Source organism: Amycolatopsis sp. NPDC051903 (assembly GCF_044452505.1).
Lineage (GTDB): Bacteria > Actinomycetota > Actinomycetes > Mycobacteriales > Pseudonocardiaceae > Amycolatopsis.
Map to the genome: position 1 here is coordinate 125917 of NZ_JBITBT010000005.1, position 16199 is coordinate 142115.

The following is a 16199-nucleotide window of genomic DNA, read 5'->3' on the forward strand; positions in this document are numbered from 1 at the left end:
GGCCCGCCGGAGTTACCGGCGAGTCACCCGGTTGGGGTCGGGTGTCCGGCGTCACGGGGCTAGTGTCGTCAGTGTCCTAGCCACAGGTTTCCCAGCGGGGAGTTAGTGCCATGCCGGTTCCCGGTCCCGGGTATTCGATCACCGTCCGGGTCGAGGCCCCGGCTTCGTCCACCGCCGCCGGTGACCTCACCACCGCCGTCGGTCGCGTCGGCGGGGTGCTGACGGCGTTCGACGTCGTCGAGTCGCACGCCGAGATGATCGTGGTCGACATCAGCGCCAACGCGCTGTCGGAGAACCACGCGCAGGACATCACCCAGGCTCTCGACTCCCTGCCCGGGGTGAAGGTGCGGAAGGTCTCGGACCGGACGTTCCTGATCCACCTCGGCGGCAAGATCGAGGTCACCCCCAAGGTCGCGCTCCGCAACCGTGACGACCTCTCCCGCGCGTACACGCCGGGCGTCGCCCGCGTGTGCCAGGCGATCGCGGCCAACCCCGAGGACGCCCGCCGCCTGACCATCAAGCGCAACACCGTGGCCGTGGTCACGGACGGGTCGGCCGTGCTGGGCCTGGGCAACATCGGCCCGGCGGCCGCGCTGCCCGTGATGGAGGGCAAGGCGGCGCTGTTCAAGAAGTTCGCGGGCGTCGACGCGTGGCCGGTGTGCCTGGACACCCAGGACACCGAGGAGATCATCAAGATCGTCAAGGCGATCGCGCCGGTGTACGCGGGCATCAACCTCGAGGACATCGCCGCGCCGCGCTGCTTCGAGATCGAGGCGCGCCTGCGCGAGCAGCTCGACATCCCGGTGTTCCACGACGACCAGCACGGCACGGCGATCGTGGTCGTCGGCGCCCTGCGCAACGCGCTGCGCGTGGTCGGCAAGAACATCGAGGACTGCAAGATCGTGGTCAGCGGCGTCGGCGCGGCCGGCTCGGCCATCATCCGGCTGCTGCTGCGCAAGAACCCGCGTGACATCGTGGCCGCCGACATCGACGGCATCGTCCACCCCGATCGCGGCAACCTCGACGACAACCTGACCTGGATCGCCTCGCACACCAACCAGGACAAGCAGTCGGGCACGCTGCACGAGGCGCTCGTGGGCGCCGACGTGTTCATCGGCGTCTCGGCCCCGAACCTCTTCGGCGCCGACCAGGTCGCGACGATGGCCAAGGACGCCGTGGTGTTCGCGCTGGCCAACCCGGACCCGGAGATCGACCCGCTCGAGGCGCAGAAGCACGCCGCGGTGGTCGCCACGGGCCGCAGCGACTTCCCGAACCAGATCAACAACGTGCTGGCGTTCCCGGGCGTCTTCCGCGGCCTGCTCGACGCCGCCGCGCACGACATCGACGACACGATGCTGCTGGCGGCCGCCGACGCGATCGCCGACGTGGTCGACCACAGTCGGCTCAACGCGTCGTTCATCGTGCCGAGCGTCTTCGACAGCGCGGTCGCGCCGGCCGTCGCGGACGCGGTGCGCGCCGCCGTGCGCAAGGAAGCCGCGATCGGCTGAGGTTCTTCGCGAACGGGCCCCGCTGCTGTTCGGCGGGGCCCTTTTCGTGCTCTCCGGTGGTGGCGTGGGTAGCCTCCAGGGGTGAGTGAACTCAGCCACGTCGATGCCACCGGTGCCGCGCGGATGGTCGACGTCTCCGGCAAGACGGCGACCGCGCGCACCGCCCTCGCGGGCGGCACCGTGCACACCACCGCGGAGGTGGTGAAGTTGTTGTCCGCCAACGGGTTGCCGAAGGGCGACGCGCTGGCGACGGCCCGGATCGCCGGGATCATGGGCGCGAAGAAGGTGCCGGACCTGATCCCGCTGTGCCACCAGATCGCGCTGTCGGGCGTGAAGGTGGAGTTCGAACTCGGCGACGCGGCCGTGCACATCACCGCGACGGCGAAAACCACCGACGTCACGGGCGTCGAGATGGAGGCCCTCACGGCCGTCGCCGTCGCCGGCCTGACGGTGCACGACATGATCAAGGCCGTCGATCCGGCCGCGACGCTCGACAACGTCCGCCTGATCCGCAAGGACGGCGGCAAGACCGGCACGTGGGAGCGGCAGTCATGACCGAAGCACGGGTGATCGTGGCGTCCAACCGCGCCGCGAAGGGCGTGTACGAGGACAAAACGGGGCCAGTGCTGGTTTCCTGGCTGTCTTCGCACGGGTACGAGGTGCCGGCGCCGGTGGTCGTCGAGGACGGCGCGCCGGTCGGCGTGGCGCTGCGCGCCGCGGTTTCCGACGGCGTCGCAGTGGTCTTGACCACTGGCGGAACCGGGATTTCCCCGACGGACCGGACGCCGGACGTCACCCGCGAAGTTCTGGACTACGAGCTGCCGGGTGTGGCGGACGCCATCCGCGCGGCCGGTCTGCCGCACGTGCCGACGGCGGTGCTGTCGCGCGGAGTGGCCGGCGTCGCGGGGCGCACGTTGGTCGTGAACCTGCCCGGGTCCAAGGGCGGCGTGAAAGACGGGCTGGGCGTACTGGAGGACATCCTGGCGCACGCGGTGGACCAGCTCGCCGGTGGTGACCACCCGCGGCCTGCGACCACGGAGGACGCCGCCTCGGTGGCGGACGCGCTCGCCGCTGCGCAGCCCGCGGAGTCCGTGGCGGTGGCCGAGGCTCCGGTGGTGCGGATCCTCTGCGCCGACGTCAGCGACCAGCCGCTGTCGGTTGACGAGCACGCCCGCCTGGTCGAAGACGATGCCGCCGGCGCCGTGGTGACGTTCGGCGGGGTCGTGCGCGACCACGACGGCGGCAAGGGCGTCCGCGACCTCACGTACGAGGGGCACCCCACGGCCGGCGAAGTGCTCGCCCAGGTGGTGAACGACCTGGCCGGCCGGTGGACCGGGGTGCGCGCCGTGGCGGTCAGCCACCGCGTCGGCCCGCTGGCCATCGGCGACGTGGCCCTGGCCTGCGCCGTGGCGGCCGAGCACCGCGGGCAGGCTTTCGCCGCGTGCGCGGAGCTGGTCGACGAGGTGAAGGCCCGGTTGCCGATCTGGAAGCACCAGCACTTCACGGACGGCTCGGACGAGTGGGTCAACTCGCCCTGACGGGCCCGGACGCTGAAACGAGCTGAGCGCGCCGTACCGGCCGAATCAGTGTGGAAACGGGCGAACCGGACGTTCGGCGCTCTCAGTACGTCTGAGCCGCGCGAACCACCGTGGGCGTCCGCACGGCCGGCTCAGTGCCGGACCCGACCTCGAAGGGCCCCACCGCCGGGGGAATGTCGCGGTGGGGCCCTTCGTCGGGAATTGCAGCCCGATGGCGCGGTCAGAGCCTCCCGGAGGAGGCCCGGATCACTTGGTGGCGATCTTCTGGCCGACCAGGATCAGGTTCGCGTTCGGGATGTAGCTCTTGTTCAGGTCCTGCAGCTTCTGGTAGCCGCCCTGGACGTCGAACTTGCTGGCGATCTTGGACAGCGTGTCGCCGGCCACGACGGTGTAGTCGCCATTCGGGTTCGACTTCGAGACGCCGGTCGCCGGGGTCGAGACGGCCTTCTTCGCGCTCGTGCTCTTCTTCGGGGTGACCTTCTTGGTCGACTTCGAGGTCGACTTGGTCGACTTGTGCGAAGCGGTCGAGCCGCCCGCGCCCTTGCCGTAGCAGTTCGGCCACGCGCCGCCGCCCTGGCCGGCCAGGACGCGCTCGGCGACGGCGATCTGCTGCTCGCGCGAAGCGTTCGCCGCGCTGCCGGTGCCGCCGTAGGCCTTCCAGGTGCTCTGCGTGAACTGCAGGCCGCCGTAGTAGCCGTTGCCGGTGTTGGTGCTCCAGTTACCGCTGCTCTCGCACTGCGCGACAGCGTCCCAGTTCGTCGCCGACGCGGGGGTCGCGGCGATCGCAACGGGCGCACCGACCGCGATACCCGCGACAGCGACGCGGGCGATGGTGCGGGTGGCAGCGGACATCTTGCGGTGCTTGCCTCGGTAAGACATCTGAACACTTCTCGGTTTCCTGCGCCTACGAGCCCGGAGGCTGAGGGTCGGGTTGGGGGCCCGTCCGCCCGTTGCCGGGCGGCAGACGCGGGCAGCGCACGACGCGCGGCCTTCGTCCCCTCGTCCCTGTCCGGAAATGCTTTCGCTCGGGGTATGGGTCCGGGGATCCGCTGGACAGGGCTAGGCGCTACGGATTCCCGGTCTTGCTCGGTCGGTCGGGGCCAACCGAAAAGCGACGGTACGTAACGAGAGCCGTGATCGGAAATTATTCGGCATGTGACCTACGTCACAGTAACAGTGGGCAACCTGTCGCGATCGGTATGTTTTCGCAGGTCAGAGGGCCGTTATCTGCCCGTTTTCTGGCCGAGATATTTCACGGATCGTGAGGCTTGGGTCACGTCGATAAGGCGTCAACGGTCCATTCGCGCACTGAATGAGTGGGGCACCTTAAACCACTCAGTGCGAACTCCGCCAGTGCAGGGCGAGTGGTTCCGCGAAGACCCGGGAATACGCCGTGAGCGAACTACTTCGGAGAGTAGGGATAAACGAAAATGGCCGCTCACGGCGCCTGGAGCGCCGCTTGCGGTGGTCCGGACCAAATGGCGAGGCAGGCCCGCTGCGGCGCCCAGTGAGGCACTGAGCGCCGTCGGACGGGGTTCAGCCGGAGGTCACCCGCCGGCGAACGGCGGGAGAACGTCGAGTTGCGCGCCGTCACTCAGCGCACGAGTCTGATCGCGGACGGCGATCTCGTTCAGCAGGAAGCTCGCCGCGTCGAGGATGCGCGGCAGCGGGCCCGGGTGCAGTTCGCGCACCACGCGGACGGCGTCCGCCACGGTGGCGCCCTCGGGCAGCTTCAGCTTCTCCTCCTCGACGCCCGCGGCCGCTCGCGCCGAGGCGAAGTAGCGGACCAGCACTGTCATGGGTTCGAGGGACTGGGGTGCCATGTCATCCGCCGATCGCACTCATGGGCCGGATCGGCTGCGCGAAGCCGGCTTCGTTGATCTCGTGGCCCGCGAGCTTGCCCCACATCGTGGCCCGCCACGCGTCCGCCACCTCTTCATCGCGCGCGCCCCCGCGCACGAGGGAGCGCAGGTCCGTCTCGTCCTGGGAGAACAGGCAGGAGCGCACGGCGCCGTCGGCCGTGAGCCGGGTGCGCTCGCACGCGGCGCAGAACGGCCTGGTCACCGACGCGATCACGCCGACGTCGCCGGGGCCGCCGTCCACCAGCCACCGCTCGGCCGGCGCGCCGCCGCGGGCGGCCGGGAACGGGGACAGGGTGAACTCCTCGCCCAGCATCGCGAGGATCTCCTCCGCGGTGATCATGTCGCGCCGGTTCCAGCCGTGCTGCGCGTCGAGCGGCATCTGCTCGATGAACCGCAGGTGGTAGCCCTCGGCGAGGCAGAACCGCAGCAGCGGGACGGCCTCGTGGTCGTTGAGCCCACGCATCAGCACGGAGTTGACCTTCACCGGCGCCAGGCCGGCCTCGCGCGCGGCCGCCAGCCCCGCGAGCACGTGGGACAGCCGGTCGCGCCGGGTGAGCTTCTCGAACAGCTCGCGGTCGACGGTGTCGAGCGAGACGTTGATCCGGTCCAGCCCGGCCGCCGCGAGGCGGGGCGCGCGCTTGGCGAGCCCGATCCCGTTGGTGGTCATGGAAACCCGCGGCCGCGGCTCGAGCGCCGTGATGCGCGCCACGATGTTCTCCAGGCCCGGGCGCAGCAGCGGCTCGCCGCCGGTCAGGCGGATGTCCGTGACACCGAGCTGCTCGACGGCGATGCGCATGAGCCGCACCAGCTCGTCGTCGGTGAGCACCTGCTCGCCCGGCATCCAGTCGAGGCCCTCGGCCGGCATGCAGTACGTGCAGCGCAGGTTGCACCGGTCCGTGAGGGATACCCGCAGGTCGGTGGCCACTCGGCCGAAGCTGTCGAGGAGTCCGGGGTGGTCGGGCCGGGGGCTTGCGGGCGCTCCTGAAGTTCCTCGTCTACCGGCAACACGAGGAAACCCGAGATGTACTGCCGTCATTACGCACAGCTTAACCCGCGAACGCTCGAATGCCGACTCCTGGGAAATCCACGGGCGGCCCGATGAGCGCGGCTTCGAAGCGCGGGCCGTGACCGCGTCGTCACCGCCCGCCGGGGCGCGTGGCGGGACCGTTCGCGCACCGGCTCGCCCCCGACTGTCCGGAAGTGACGCCGACCACCTCCGACCTCGCCCGACGGGCAGCGGAACCCCAGGCCGCACGGGGTTTTGCGGCCGCCGCCGGACTGTCCACTCCGGCTGTGACGCGGGTCATCACCGCGTCCGATGACCGGCGTCCGGAGACCTCCCTCCGGACAGTTCTCACGACGCGGGACAAACCCGGGCGTTATCAGAAAGCAATACCCGAAGTGTTACCCAGCAATTCGCGGTTCGCATGGCTTTTCCTCAACTGCGGCGATAATGTTCCGGTCATGCCGCAATTTCGGTTGTCCGAGGCCGCCCGGCTCCTCGGCGTCAGCGACGACACCGTCCGGCGCTGGGTCCGGGCCGGTCAGTTGACCGCGACCGACGACGCCGCCGGCCGGAAGGTCGTCGACGGCGCCCAGCTCGCGGGGTTCGCCCGTGCGCAGGCCGCCGGTCCCGAGGACCCGTCGGCTGTCGGCCGCTCCGCCCGCAACCGCTTCGTGGGGCTCGTCACCGAAGTCACCGCCGACAAGGTGATGGCCCAGGTCGAGCTGCAGTGCGGGGCGCACCGAGTGGTGTCACTGATGAGTTCGGAAGCCGTCCGCGAGCTCGGGTTGCGCCCGGGTGTGCTGGCGGTGGCCGTTGTCAAGGCGACCACCGTAGTGGTGGAGACCCCGGAAGGAACCAGATGAAGAAGCTCGCCATCGCCAGCGCCGTCGCGGGGGTAGCGGTTTTCGCCGGTGCGTGCAGCTCGGGCGACCAAGCCAGCAGCAACTCGAGTTCCGGCAGCGCGTCGGCCCCGGCGCCCGCCAGTGCCTCGGGCACGCTGACCGTGTTCGCGGCCGCTTCGCTGACCGAGTCGTTCAACGCGCTCGGCAAGCAGTTCGAGGCCGCACACCCGGGTGTCACCGTGAAGTTCGACTACGAGGGCTCCTCGGCCCTCGTGCAGAAGCTGAACAACGGCGCCAAGGCCGACGTGTTCGCCTCGGCGGACCAGGCCAACATGGACAAGGCCGTCCAGGGCGGGGTGATCGACGGGCAGCCGACCGTGTTCGCCACCAACAAGCTCACGATCGCGGTCGCCAAGGGCAACCCGAAGGGCATCAAGACGTTCTCCGACCTCACCAAGTCCGGACTGACCGTGGTCGTCTGCGCCCAGCAGGTGCCGTGCGGCTCGGCGACGAAGAAGGTCGAGCAGAACACCGGCGTCACGCTGAAGCCGGCGAGTGAAGAGACTGACGTCAAGCAGGTGCTCGCCAAGGTCCAGTCGGGTGACGCCGACGCGGGCCTGGTGTACGTCACCGACGCGACGTCGGCCGCGGACAAGGTCGACAAGGTCGACTTCCCGGAGGCGAGCGGGGCGATCAACAGCTACCCGATCGCCGTGGTGAAGGACGCTCCGCAGCTGGCGCTGGCGAAGGAGTTCACCGACTTCGTCAACGGCCCGCAGGGCAAGGCCGAGCTGACCAAGATCGGGTTTGGTCCGGCTCAGTAGGGGACAGCGGAGTGCGGCGGCCACCGGCCGGCCGCCGCACTCGCGAGTCCCTGGTGTTCTCTGGTTCCCCGCCGTGGCGGCGCTCGCGCTCGTGGTGCTGCCCGTCATCGGGCTGCTCGTGCGCTCGGACATCACCCGGTTCCCGTCCCTGCTCGTCTCCGCGTCTTCGCTGGCCGCGCTGAAGCTGTCGCTGATCACGGCCCTTCTCTCGACGGCCGCGTGCGTTGTCCTCGGCGTGCCGCTGGCCATCGTCCTGGCGCGCTCCCGGGTGCCCGGCGTGCGAGTGCTGCGCTCGATCGTGCTGCTGCCGCTGGTGCTCCCACCCGTGGTCGGCGGCCTCGCGCTGCTGTACCTGCTGGGCCGCAAGGGTTTTCTCGGCATCCTGATCAACGCGCTGACCGGCCAGCAGATCCCCTTCACCACCGCGGCGGTGGTGATCGCGCAGACCTTCGTCGCCATGCCGTTCCTCGTGGTGAGCCTCGAAGGCGCGCTGCGCGGCTCCGGCGACCGCTACGAGCAGGTCGCTTCGACCCTCGGCGCGCGCCCGTGGACGGTGTTCCGCCGCGTGACCGTGCCGCTCCTGCTGCCGGCGCTCGGGTCCGGGGTCGTCCTGAGCTTCGCCCGCGCGCTGGGCGAATTCGGCGCGACGATCACGTTCGCCGGTAGCCTCGAAGGCGTTACGCGCACGCTGCCGCTGGAGGTCTACACGCAGGCCGAGGTGGACGTCGACAGTGCGGTGGCGCTCGCCTTGCTGCTCATCGTGGTGGCGATCGTGGTCATCGCGGTGGCGCGGCCCCGGTCGTTCGAAGGTGGTCTGCGGTGACGCTCTCGGCCCGGATCGCGCTCACGCGCGGCACGTTCTCCCTCGACGTCGAGTTCACCGTGCCCGAGGGCACCGTGCTCGCGCTGCTCGGGCCGAACGGCTCCGGCAAGTCCACCGTGCTCGGCAGCCTGGCCGGGCTCGTCCCGGTGACCTCGGCCGACATCACGCTCGCCGGCCGCACGCTGGCGGGCGAGCGCGTGGACCTCGCGCCGCACGAGCGCGGCATCGGGCTGCTCTCCCAGGACGCGCTGCTGTTCCCGCACCTGTCCGCTTTGGACAACGTCGGCTTCGCGCCCCGGTCGGCCGGGGCGAGCCGGGCGAAATCCCGCGAGGTGGCCGAGGAGTGGCTGGCCGAAGTGGACGCTTCGGCGTTCGCGCGCCGCCGGCCCGGCCAGCTCTCGGGTGGCCAGCAGCAGCGCGTGGCCATCGCGCGGGCGCTGGCGTCGTCGCCGTTGTTGCTGCTGCTCGACGAGCCCTTCGCCGCGCTGGACGTGGACGCGGCACCCGCGATCCGCGGCCTGCTGCGGCGCGTGCTGCGCGGCGGCCCGACGACCGTGCTGGTCACCCACGACCCGCTCGACGCGCTCGCCCTGGCCGACCACGTGGCCGTGATGTCGGACGGGCGCATCGTCGAACGCGGGCCGACGCGCGACGTGCTGGCCGCGCCGCGCACGCCGTTCACGGCCCGGATCGCCGGCCTCAACCTGGTGGCCGGCATCGCCGAAGCCGACGGGCTGCGCACCAGCTCCGGCGACCTCGTGTCGGGGCTGCTGTCGGCGGACGCCGTGGTGGGCGAGGCCGCGGTCGCGGTGTTCGAGCCCAGCGCGGTGGCCGTGTACCCGCACGACGGGGAGCACCGCGGCAGCCCGCGCAACACCGTCGAGGCGAAGGTGGCGGCGCTCGAGCCGCACGGGCCCGTGATCCGGCTGCGCGTGACCGACGGCGGCTGGGGCGAGGGCCTCAGCGCGGACCTGACGCCGGCGGCGGTCGCCGACCTGGAGCTGGAACCGGGCTCGCCGGTCACTCTGTCGGTGAAGGCCGCGACGGTCGCCGTGCACCCGGCGCAGCCGTGACGGAGGCGTTGCGCCGCAAGGAGAATCCCAGGATTCGGGCAGTTTTGCCGGCGCCCCGTGATACCGTTCCGACTCGATCAAGATCCTGCGTGGAAGAGGACGGCGAGGGTGACCGAAGGCCGCTGGAACTACCTGAGCGACATGGACGGCGTCCTGGTTCGCGAGGAGCACCTCGTGCCGCGCGCGGACGAGTTCCTCGCCGAACTGCGCGACAACGGCATCGGTTTCCTGGTGCTCACGAACAACTCGATCTACACCCCGCGCGACCTGCGCGCGCGGCTGCTGCGCACCGGGCTCGACATCCCCGAGGAGTCGATCTGGACCTCGGCGCTGGCGACCGCGCAGTTCCTCGACTCGCAGCGCCCCGGCGGCACGGCGTTCGTGATCGGCGAGGCGGGCCTGACCACTGCGTTGCACGAGGTCGGGTACGTGCTGACCGAACGCGACCCGGACTACGTGGTGCTGGGCGAGACGCGCACGTACAGCTTCAGCTCCATCACCAACGCGATCCGGCTGATCGAGCGCGGCGCGAAGTTCATCGCCACCAACCCGGACGCGACCGGGCCGAGCAACGAGGGCTCGCTGCCGGCGACCGGGTCCGTCGCGGCGCTGATCGAGCGCGCGACCGGGCGTTCGCCGTACTACGTGGGCAAGCCGAACCCGCTGATGATGCGCTCGGCGCTGCGCCGGCTGGGCGCGCACTCGGAGTCGACGCTGATGATCGGCGACCGCATGGACACCGACGTGCACGCGGGCCTCGAAGCGGGGCTGCAGTCGATCCTCGTCCTGTCCGGGATTTCCACTCCGGAGTCGGCCGAACGCTATCCGTACCGGCCGACGATGGTGATCGACTCCGTCGCGGACCTGATCGGGCGAACCCTGGACCCGTTCGGAGAAGGCTGACCGGTACGGACGGCGGAGCAGGGCCTATCGTCGAACGATGAGCGTGTATGTGGTGGGCGACGTCCACGGGCACCGAGACGCCCTGGCCGACGCCCTGCGCGCCGAGGGACTGGTCGACGGCGACGACAAGTGGAGCGGCGCCGAAGACCAGCTGTGGTTCCTCGGCGACTTCGTGGACCGCGGCCCCGACGGGGTGGGCGTGATCGACTTCGTGCGTTCGCTGCAGGAGCAGGCGACCGACGCCGGCGGGTCCGTGCAGATGCTGCTGGGGAACCACGAGATCCTGCTCCTGGGGATGTACCACTTCGGCGACCGCCAGGTGCCGTCGGACTTCGGCCCGCGCAGCTTCGCGCGCAGCTGGGAGATCAACGGCGGCCTGCTGTCCGACCAGGACCGGCTCACGCCGGAGCACATCGAGTGGCTCTCGGCGCGTCCGGTGGTTTCCCTCGTCGACGACCACCTGCTGGTGCACTCGGACACGCTCGAGTACCTGGACTGGGGCGACGGCCTCGATGCGATCAACGCGGCGGTCAAGGAGATCCTGACCGGCAACGACATCGAGGCCTTCTGGGAGGTCTGGCGGCGGATGACCACGCGCTACGCCTTCCGCGGCCCCGCCGGCGAGGACAACGCGCAGCAGCTGATGGACGCGCTGGGCGGCACGCGGATCGTCCACGGGCACAGCGTGATCGCCGACCAGCTGGGGATCCACCCGGCGCAGATCGAAGGACCCTACCTGTACGCCGGCGGCAAGGCGCTGGGGATCGACGGCGGGTTGTTCGTCGGCGGGCCGTGCCTGGTGGTGGAGCTGCCGTTCGTGCCGGAGTCCTAGAGGCCGTTATCGGGGGCCGGCACGATCTCCTTGCCCAGCGGCATGAGGGAGATCGGGATCAGCTTGAAGTTCGCGAGCCCCAGCGGGATGCCGATGATGGTGAGGCACAGCAGCACGCCCGTGATCACGTGCCCGATCGCCAGCCACAACCCGGCGAAGATGAACCAGATGATGTTGCCCAGCACCGACCCGACCCCCGCGTCGCGCCGGTCGACGATCGTGCGGCCGAACGGCCACAGCGCGTAGTTCGCGATCCGGAAGCTCGCCAGCCCGAACGGGATGGTGATGATCAGGATGCAGCAGATGATGCCCGCGACGAGGTAGCCGACGGCCATCCAGAAGCCGCAGAGCACGAGCCAGATGATGTTCAGCAGCAGGCGCATCAGACGTGCAGCTCCCCACTCACCACGGTGACCGCGCGGCCACTGAGGTGGACGCGGTCGTTGTCGAGTTCCGTTCCGACGACCCCGCCCCGCTGCGACACCTGCGCTGCGGTGAGGTTCGTCTTCCCGAGCTTGCGCCCCCAGTACGGCGCCAGCGCGCAGTGCGCCGACCCCGTCACGGGATCCTCGTCCACCCCGACCCCGGGGCCGAAGAACCGGCTGACGAAGTCGTACTCGGTGCCTCGCGCCGTGATGATCAGGCGGCCGGTCCACGTGTTCTTCAGCTGCGCGAGGTCCGGCTCGGCCTTGCGGACGCTTTCTTCGTCGGGCAGCTCCACGAACAGGTTCTCCTTGGCGCGGCCCACATACGTGGTGTCGCCGGCCAGGATGTGCCCGACGTCCTCGCCCGTCTCGCGCGGCTCGTCCGCGGGGAAGTCCATGCGGATCCAGCCGTCGCCCTGCTTGGCGCAGGTGAGGATCCCGCTGCGCGTGTCGTACGTCTGCGTCCCGCCGAGCACCTGCGTCGCCGCGATGGTCGCGTGGCCGCACAGGTCCACCTCGGTGGTCGGGGTGAACCAGCGGAGTTCGGTGGTTTCACCCCCGGGCCTCACGAACGCCGTCTCGGAGTGCTTCATCTCGGCCGCCACCTGCTGCATCCAGCCGTCCTCCACCGCCCGCTCGAGGACGACCACCCCGGCCGCATTCCCGGCGAACGCCTGGTCGGTGAAGGCGTCGACCACGTAGAACCGCATGTGCGCAACGTTACCGGTGGTGGTCGGGGGAGCGGGTCAGGGATTTCCCCTGGAGTTTTTTGGCGCTTTGTCGACTTGGCTCGACGGTTAGGGGAGGAGACGTTCGAGCTTCTCGGACAGGTCTTCAGCCGTCCGGCATGCTTGATCCGTCGTGTTGGTGGGGCTGGCTGACCGGGGTTTGCCGGCTTCGTCCAGTCACTGCAACCTGCTGAGGCGACGCGGAGCCACCTCGCGGCTGAGTCAGCGAGCCCGCAGTGAGCGGGTGAAAGCTAGGCGGTGCCACCTCGCGGCTGAGTCGGCGCCCAACGTGCCGTCACCTTGTGGAGAGCCCGCATTCAGCGTGTGAAAGCTAGGTGGTGCCACCGGCGTGTTCTATCGCCGGTGGCACTGCACTCGCCCCGCGGCACCACCGAAGTGGTGATGCCGTGTCCTTCCTGTTCACCCACCGATGACCGGTGGTGTGATCTTCTCGCCGTCGGGTCCACGCTCGGGCCGCACCTCGAACACCTCGTCCGGGTCGGCCTGGGTCGGGAGCTTGTTCTTGTGCTCCTTGTCGTCTTCCTTCTTCTTGCCGGCGCCCGCTGCGCCGCCCGCCCCGGGTGCGCCGGCCTTGCCGCCTTTGCCCGCGTTGGCCGCTGCGGTCGCGCCGCGCTCGAGGCGTTCGCTCGCGCCCTTGGCGCCGCTGCCCTCGCCTTCGCCCGGCTTCGCGGTCGCTCCGCCACCAGAGACGCGGCTTCCGGCGGACCCGCCGCCGGCCCGTCCGCCGCCGAAGCCGGACCGCCCGCGCACGGTGTCCTCACCACTGCCCCCGACACCACCCGGCCCGCCGCCGAGCGCCATCGCATCGGGGGACAGCCGCCCGAACCCGCCACCCGCGGCCGGTGAGCGGAAGCCGCCCCCACCGCCGGGCCCGGCCCCCGGGAACGCCCCGGCGCCGGTGCTGGTCCCCGGGGTGTAGGCGTTGCCGCCGAAGTTGGCCGGCGCACCCCCGGGGCCGCCGCCAGCGCCGCTGCTGCCGCCGGTCCCGCTGAAGTTGGCGCCGGCCGGGCCGTTGAAGCCCCCACCGTGCCCGCCGACACCACCGCTGGGCGCGGCGCTGCTGATGTGGGTGCTGTTGTCCGACCCGCCGAGCTGCGGCGGCGGTGCGAACTGGGGCTGTGTTGTGGACGTTTCGTGGTACGTGTTGTCCAGGCCTTGCATCACTTGGACAGCTTGTTGATGCGCTGCGTCCGCTTGCTGCTGCTTGGCCGCGATCCCGTTCATCGTTTGAATGGCACCGGCCGGGTCGCCGCTGGTGATCTGTTGCGTGGCCTTGTCCATCTCGGCCTGCTGGTTGAACCCGGTGGGCTCGGGCATGTTGTGCTGGGCGTAGCTGGCTGCAGCTGCTTGCTGGGAGTACCGGTTGGAACTCAACTGTGCGGCGTTGGCGGTTTGCGCGGTGTAGGAGGCTGTGTTCTGGAAGAAGTTGTGCGCTTGTGACGCACCGGCTCCCTGCCACACTGCGCCGCTGGTTTTAGTCGCACTGTCCACCGAATGAGAAATCGTCGCGAGCCAGTTTCCTATGTCGTTGGAGACTCGTCCCCGCGCGTCAATGCCTCCGACGTCCAAGTTGGTATGGACCATGTTGTACAGATCTTGGTGATCATGGGCGGCGTAGTTCGCGTTGGGGGCAGGACCATCGCCTCGTGTCGCCTGGTCCTGCAGCAATTGCTCGCCTTGGCTGACTGAGTAGTTCGACGCGTCCTGGCCCGTGCGATTGTCGACCGAGTCGCGGATGTTCTGCTGGTCCTCGGTGCCGAGGCGGCTCGGCGCTGCCTTCTTGGACAGGTCGGCGTGGGTCTGGCTGTAGTAGTCAGCCTCGTACTCGCGTTGCTCGGCGTGCCTCTCCGTCATGAGTCCGCCTTGTTCGCGTTTGAGAGGTTTTGCGTTTGTTCGCCATCGATTTTTCGGTAGTTGTTCCGAGCGATGGTGAGAGCTTCTTTGACCTGCTCGAAGCTGTTCTTGAGCTGCTCCAGATTGGGTATTAGCGACTGCGGGTCGCCGTCGGCGACTTTACGATTGAAATCCGCAACTTCTTTTGCGTAGTCGCTGTTGCCCATTTGGGCTCGAGTTGTCAAAAGAAAAAGATTTCGTTGGATTTGGCCGTATCCGTGGAGGAATTCGTCGCAAACCTTCTCGTAGGCTTTGAAGGCCTCGTCGTTGATGGTGAAACCACCGCTCTCGGCGAGGGCTTTGAACTGGGTAGCGCCCTCGCTGATCCGCTGAACCCCTGCGTCGTCCAGCGGATTCGCAACGAGGTTCGGGAGGCTTTGTCCGGGGTTTCCAGATGTTGCTGCCGGCGGTCCTCCGCCGAAGTCAGCGTTCGCGTCACCGGTCGTCATCAAGCCCCTCCAGGATACCCTGCGTACTCCCCCGTTCACTGTAACTGGCTCGGTCTGCGATGTCAGTGAGTTCGGGCGATCGCTGATCAGCCGGCTTTCGGCAGCAGGACTTCCACGGCTTTGGCGACGCTGTCGGCGTAGTCGCATGCTTCGTCGGTGCTGCCGTTCGCCAGCGTGCCGACCACGATGGCTCGTGAGTGTGGCTTGACCTCCATCCGGACGGCACATCCCCCGGTAGCGTGAAGGAGGCCGCGTTCGAGGATCGCTTTCCGGCCGTTGATCGATCCGGTCTTCGCCACGGAGGGGTCGGTCAGGTCTTGGTCTATGGTCATGCCGTCCTGGAGCTGGAGACTGACGCCGTGTCCGTCGGGCCGGTCGGTGCCGCAGGAGTGCTCGATGTCGGCGGATTCGGGCTTCGCCGGTGGGTAGCCCTGTCCAGCGAGTGCCTGGTCCAGCGTTGTGCAGGGGCTCATGCCAGCCAACGGGGTGTTCGACTGCGCAGCTGAACTGCTCGGCGCCGACGCAGACGGGGTCGCCGGTGCGGGGGTGCCGCCGACGGACGGGCCGTCGCAGGCGGTCAGGGCGCAGGCGAGTGCGGCGAGGCCGACGAAGGTCACGAAGCCACGGATCGGTCCAGTCACGCGCTGAACACTACGGGTAGGTGATCGCCCGAGGCGAGCCCGTCGGCGGATGCCGTCAGCGCACGCCTTCCTCGATCGCATCCAACAGCCACCTCCGCAGGTGCGAGCCATCCGACGGCACGAACCTCAACCGGAACCCCCCGTCCCGAAGCGGCTCCGAGAACGTCACGTACCGGCCACCATCGGTATCCGCGAACGTCACCGTCCCGACGGGGCGCAGCGAGCCGTGGCGGGGGCGGAGGGAGAGTTCGACCGTGCCGTGGCGGTGGAGGGGCCAGCGGGAGTACGCGGCGAGCGCGTCGCGGTCGCGGCGGGAGGGGGAGGAGCCGTCGGCGGTGAAGTCGCGGTCGGAGAAGTCGGAGAAGTCCGCGGAGGAGTGGCGGGGCGGGGATTGGGTGATGGCGATCGGCGAGACGGGCAGCGGGGGATACGCGGGGAACATGCTCAGCACCGTCTCCGCCACCCGTTCGGGGCGGACCTGCAGGAAGCGGATGCCCTCGGCGAGGGACTCGGAGAACACGCCCAGGCCGAAGCCCGCGGAGGCGCGGTAGAGGACCGTGCCGGACGGGAGTTCGGCGGCGCGGACGATGATCAGGACCTCCGGGCGGGTCCAGGCCTGCAGCGTGGCCAGGACGTCCGGATCCAGTTTGTCCGCTTCGGCCAGCCCGCGGGACCGCATGGAGTCCCAGGCGGCGTCCGACAAGCGCTCGTGCTCGTCGACCGTGTAGCCCGGACTGCGGATCTCGAAGGGGTGCCACGAGGCGGGCAGGCCGCTGCGGCGCACGGCGACGTCGACCTCATGCCAGCTCAGGGAGAATTCCTCCGGCACAG

At 69.6% G+C, this 16199-nt stretch carries 18 protein-coding genes; 9 read left to right on the forward strand and 9 right to left on the reverse strand.

Going from position 1 to position 16199, the window contains the following annotated elements; all coding sequences use genetic code 11:
* Window positions 1-110 precede the first annotated feature (110 nt).
* From ACIA77_RS14470 to ACIA77_RS14480, 3 genes are all read left to right on the forward strand, one after another.
* Window positions 111-1508 carry an NAD-dependent malic enzyme gene (locus ACIA77_RS14470; RefSeq protein ID WP_395886333.1) on the forward strand — a complete coding sequence of 466 codons (1398 nt, stop codon included), beginning with the start codon at window positions 111-113 and terminating at the stop codon, window positions 1506-1508.
* A gap of 81 nt (window positions 1509-1589) precedes the next feature.
* Window positions 1590-2063 carry a cyclic pyranopterin monophosphate synthase MoaC gene (moaC, locus tag ACIA77_RS14475; protein ID WP_395886334.1) on the forward strand — a complete coding sequence of 158 codons (474 nt, stop codon included), beginning with the start codon at window positions 1590-1592 and terminating at the stop codon, window positions 2061-2063.
* A complete protein-coding gene (locus ACIA77_RS14480) occupies window positions 2060-3046 on the forward strand; it encodes a molybdenum cofactor biosynthesis protein MoaE (protein WP_395886335.1) in 987 nt (328 codons plus the stop codon). The genes moaC and ACIA77_RS14480 overlap by 4 nt, the downstream gene beginning before the upstream one ends.
* Window positions 3047-3292: 246 nt before the next feature.
* Here ACIA77_RS14480 and ACIA77_RS14485 read toward each other — a convergent pair whose 3' ends face one another.
* The 3 genes from ACIA77_RS14485 to moaA form a co-directional block, all read right to left on the reverse strand.
* Window positions 3293-3925 carry a transglycosylase family protein gene (locus ACIA77_RS14485; protein WP_395886336.1) on the reverse strand — a complete coding sequence of 211 codons (633 nt, stop codon included), beginning with the start codon at window positions 3923-3925 and terminating at the stop codon, window positions 3293-3295.
* A 668-nt stretch (window positions 3926-4593) separates the two neighbouring features.
* The gene (locus ACIA77_RS14490) at window positions 4594-4845 is read right to left on the reverse strand and encodes a MoaD/ThiS family protein (protein WP_395886337.1); all 252 of its coding nucleotides are present in this window, start codon (window positions 4843-4845) and stop codon (window positions 4594-4596) included.
* Between the two features lie 25 nt (window positions 4846-4870).
* Window positions 4871-5944, reverse strand: a complete 1074-nt coding sequence (moaA, locus tag ACIA77_RS14495) for a GTP 3',8-cyclase MoaA (RefSeq protein ID WP_395886338.1) — start codon at window positions 5942-5944, stop codon at window positions 4871-4873.
* Window positions 5945-6372: 428 nt separating this feature from the next.
* On the opposite strand from moaA, the gene ACIA77_RS14500 reads away from it, so the two are divergent.
* The 6 genes from ACIA77_RS14500 to ACIA77_RS14525 all read left to right on the forward strand — a co-directional run bounded on the left by ACIA77_RS14500 (window position 6373) and on the right by ACIA77_RS14525 (window position 11211).
* Window positions 6373-6777: a molybdopterin-binding protein gene (locus ACIA77_RS14500; protein WP_395886659.1), complete on the forward strand. Its 405-nt coding sequence runs from the start codon at window positions 6373-6375 to the stop codon at window positions 6775-6777.
* Entirely contained in the window at window positions 6774-7580 is an 807-nt protein-coding gene (gene modA, locus ACIA77_RS14505) for a molybdate ABC transporter substrate-binding protein (RefSeq protein WP_395886339.1), read from the forward strand. Before ACIA77_RS14500 ends, modA begins: the two co-directional genes overlap by 4 nt.
* 73 nt (window positions 7581-7653) lie before the next feature.
* On the forward strand, window positions 7654-8403 hold the full coding sequence (locus ACIA77_RS14510; protein ID WP_395886341.1) for an ABC transporter permease: 750 nt from the start codon (window positions 7654-7656) through the stop codon (window positions 8401-8403).
* Window positions 8400-9476, forward strand: coding sequence for a sulfate/molybdate ABC transporter ATP-binding protein (locus ACIA77_RS14515; protein ID WP_395886342.1), 1077 nt, complete (start codon window positions 8400-8402; stop codon window positions 9474-9476). The genes ACIA77_RS14510 and ACIA77_RS14515 overlap by 4 nt, the downstream gene beginning before the upstream one ends.
* A 108-nt stretch (window positions 9477-9584) precedes the next feature.
* On the forward strand, window positions 9585-10379 hold the full coding sequence (locus ACIA77_RS14520) for an HAD-IIA family hydrolase (protein ID WP_395886343.1): 795 nt from the start codon (window positions 9585-9587) through the stop codon (window positions 10377-10379).
* A gap of 37 nt (window positions 10380-10416) precedes the next feature.
* Window positions 10417-11211 (forward strand): metallophosphoesterase family protein, encoded by a 795-nt coding sequence (locus ACIA77_RS14525; RefSeq protein ID WP_395886344.1) that lies wholly within the window; start codon window positions 10417-10419, stop codon window positions 11209-11211.
* Here ACIA77_RS14525 and ACIA77_RS14530 read toward each other — a convergent pair.
* From ACIA77_RS14530 to ACIA77_RS14555, 6 genes are all read right to left on the reverse strand, one after another.
* Window positions 11208-11594: a YccF domain-containing protein gene (locus ACIA77_RS14530; protein WP_395886345.1), complete on the reverse strand. Its 387-nt coding sequence runs from the start codon at window positions 11592-11594 to the stop codon at window positions 11208-11210. The genes ACIA77_RS14525 and ACIA77_RS14530 overlap by 4 nt on opposite strands.
* On the reverse strand, window positions 11594-12346 hold the full coding sequence (locus ACIA77_RS14535) for a PhzF family phenazine biosynthesis protein (RefSeq protein WP_395886346.1): 753 nt from the start codon (window positions 12344-12346) through the stop codon (window positions 11594-11596). Before ACIA77_RS14535 ends, ACIA77_RS14530 begins: the two co-directional genes overlap by 1 nt.
* Before the next feature lie 438 nt (window positions 12347-12784).
* Window positions 12785-14239, reverse strand: a complete 1455-nt coding sequence (locus tag ACIA77_RS14540; RefSeq protein ID WP_395886347.1) for a hypothetical protein — start codon at window positions 14237-14239, stop codon at window positions 12785-12787.
* Window positions 14236-14727 carry a hypothetical protein gene (locus tag ACIA77_RS14545; RefSeq protein WP_395886348.1) on the reverse strand — a complete coding sequence of 164 codons (492 nt, stop codon included), beginning with the start codon at window positions 14725-14727 and terminating at the stop codon, window positions 14236-14238. The genes ACIA77_RS14540 and ACIA77_RS14545 overlap by 4 nt, the downstream gene beginning before the upstream one ends.
* A gap of 86 nt (window positions 14728-14813) precedes the next feature.
* Window positions 14814-15368 (reverse strand): hypothetical protein, encoded by a 555-nt coding sequence (locus ACIA77_RS14550; RefSeq protein ID WP_395886349.1) that lies wholly within the window; start codon window positions 15366-15368, stop codon window positions 14814-14816.
* A 55-nt stretch (window positions 15369-15423) separates the two neighbouring features.
* Window positions 15424-16197, reverse strand: a complete 774-nt coding sequence (locus ACIA77_RS14555; RefSeq protein WP_395886350.1) for an ESX secretion-associated protein EspG — start codon at window positions 16195-16197, stop codon at window positions 15424-15426.
* Window positions 16198-16199 lie beyond the last annotated feature (2 nt).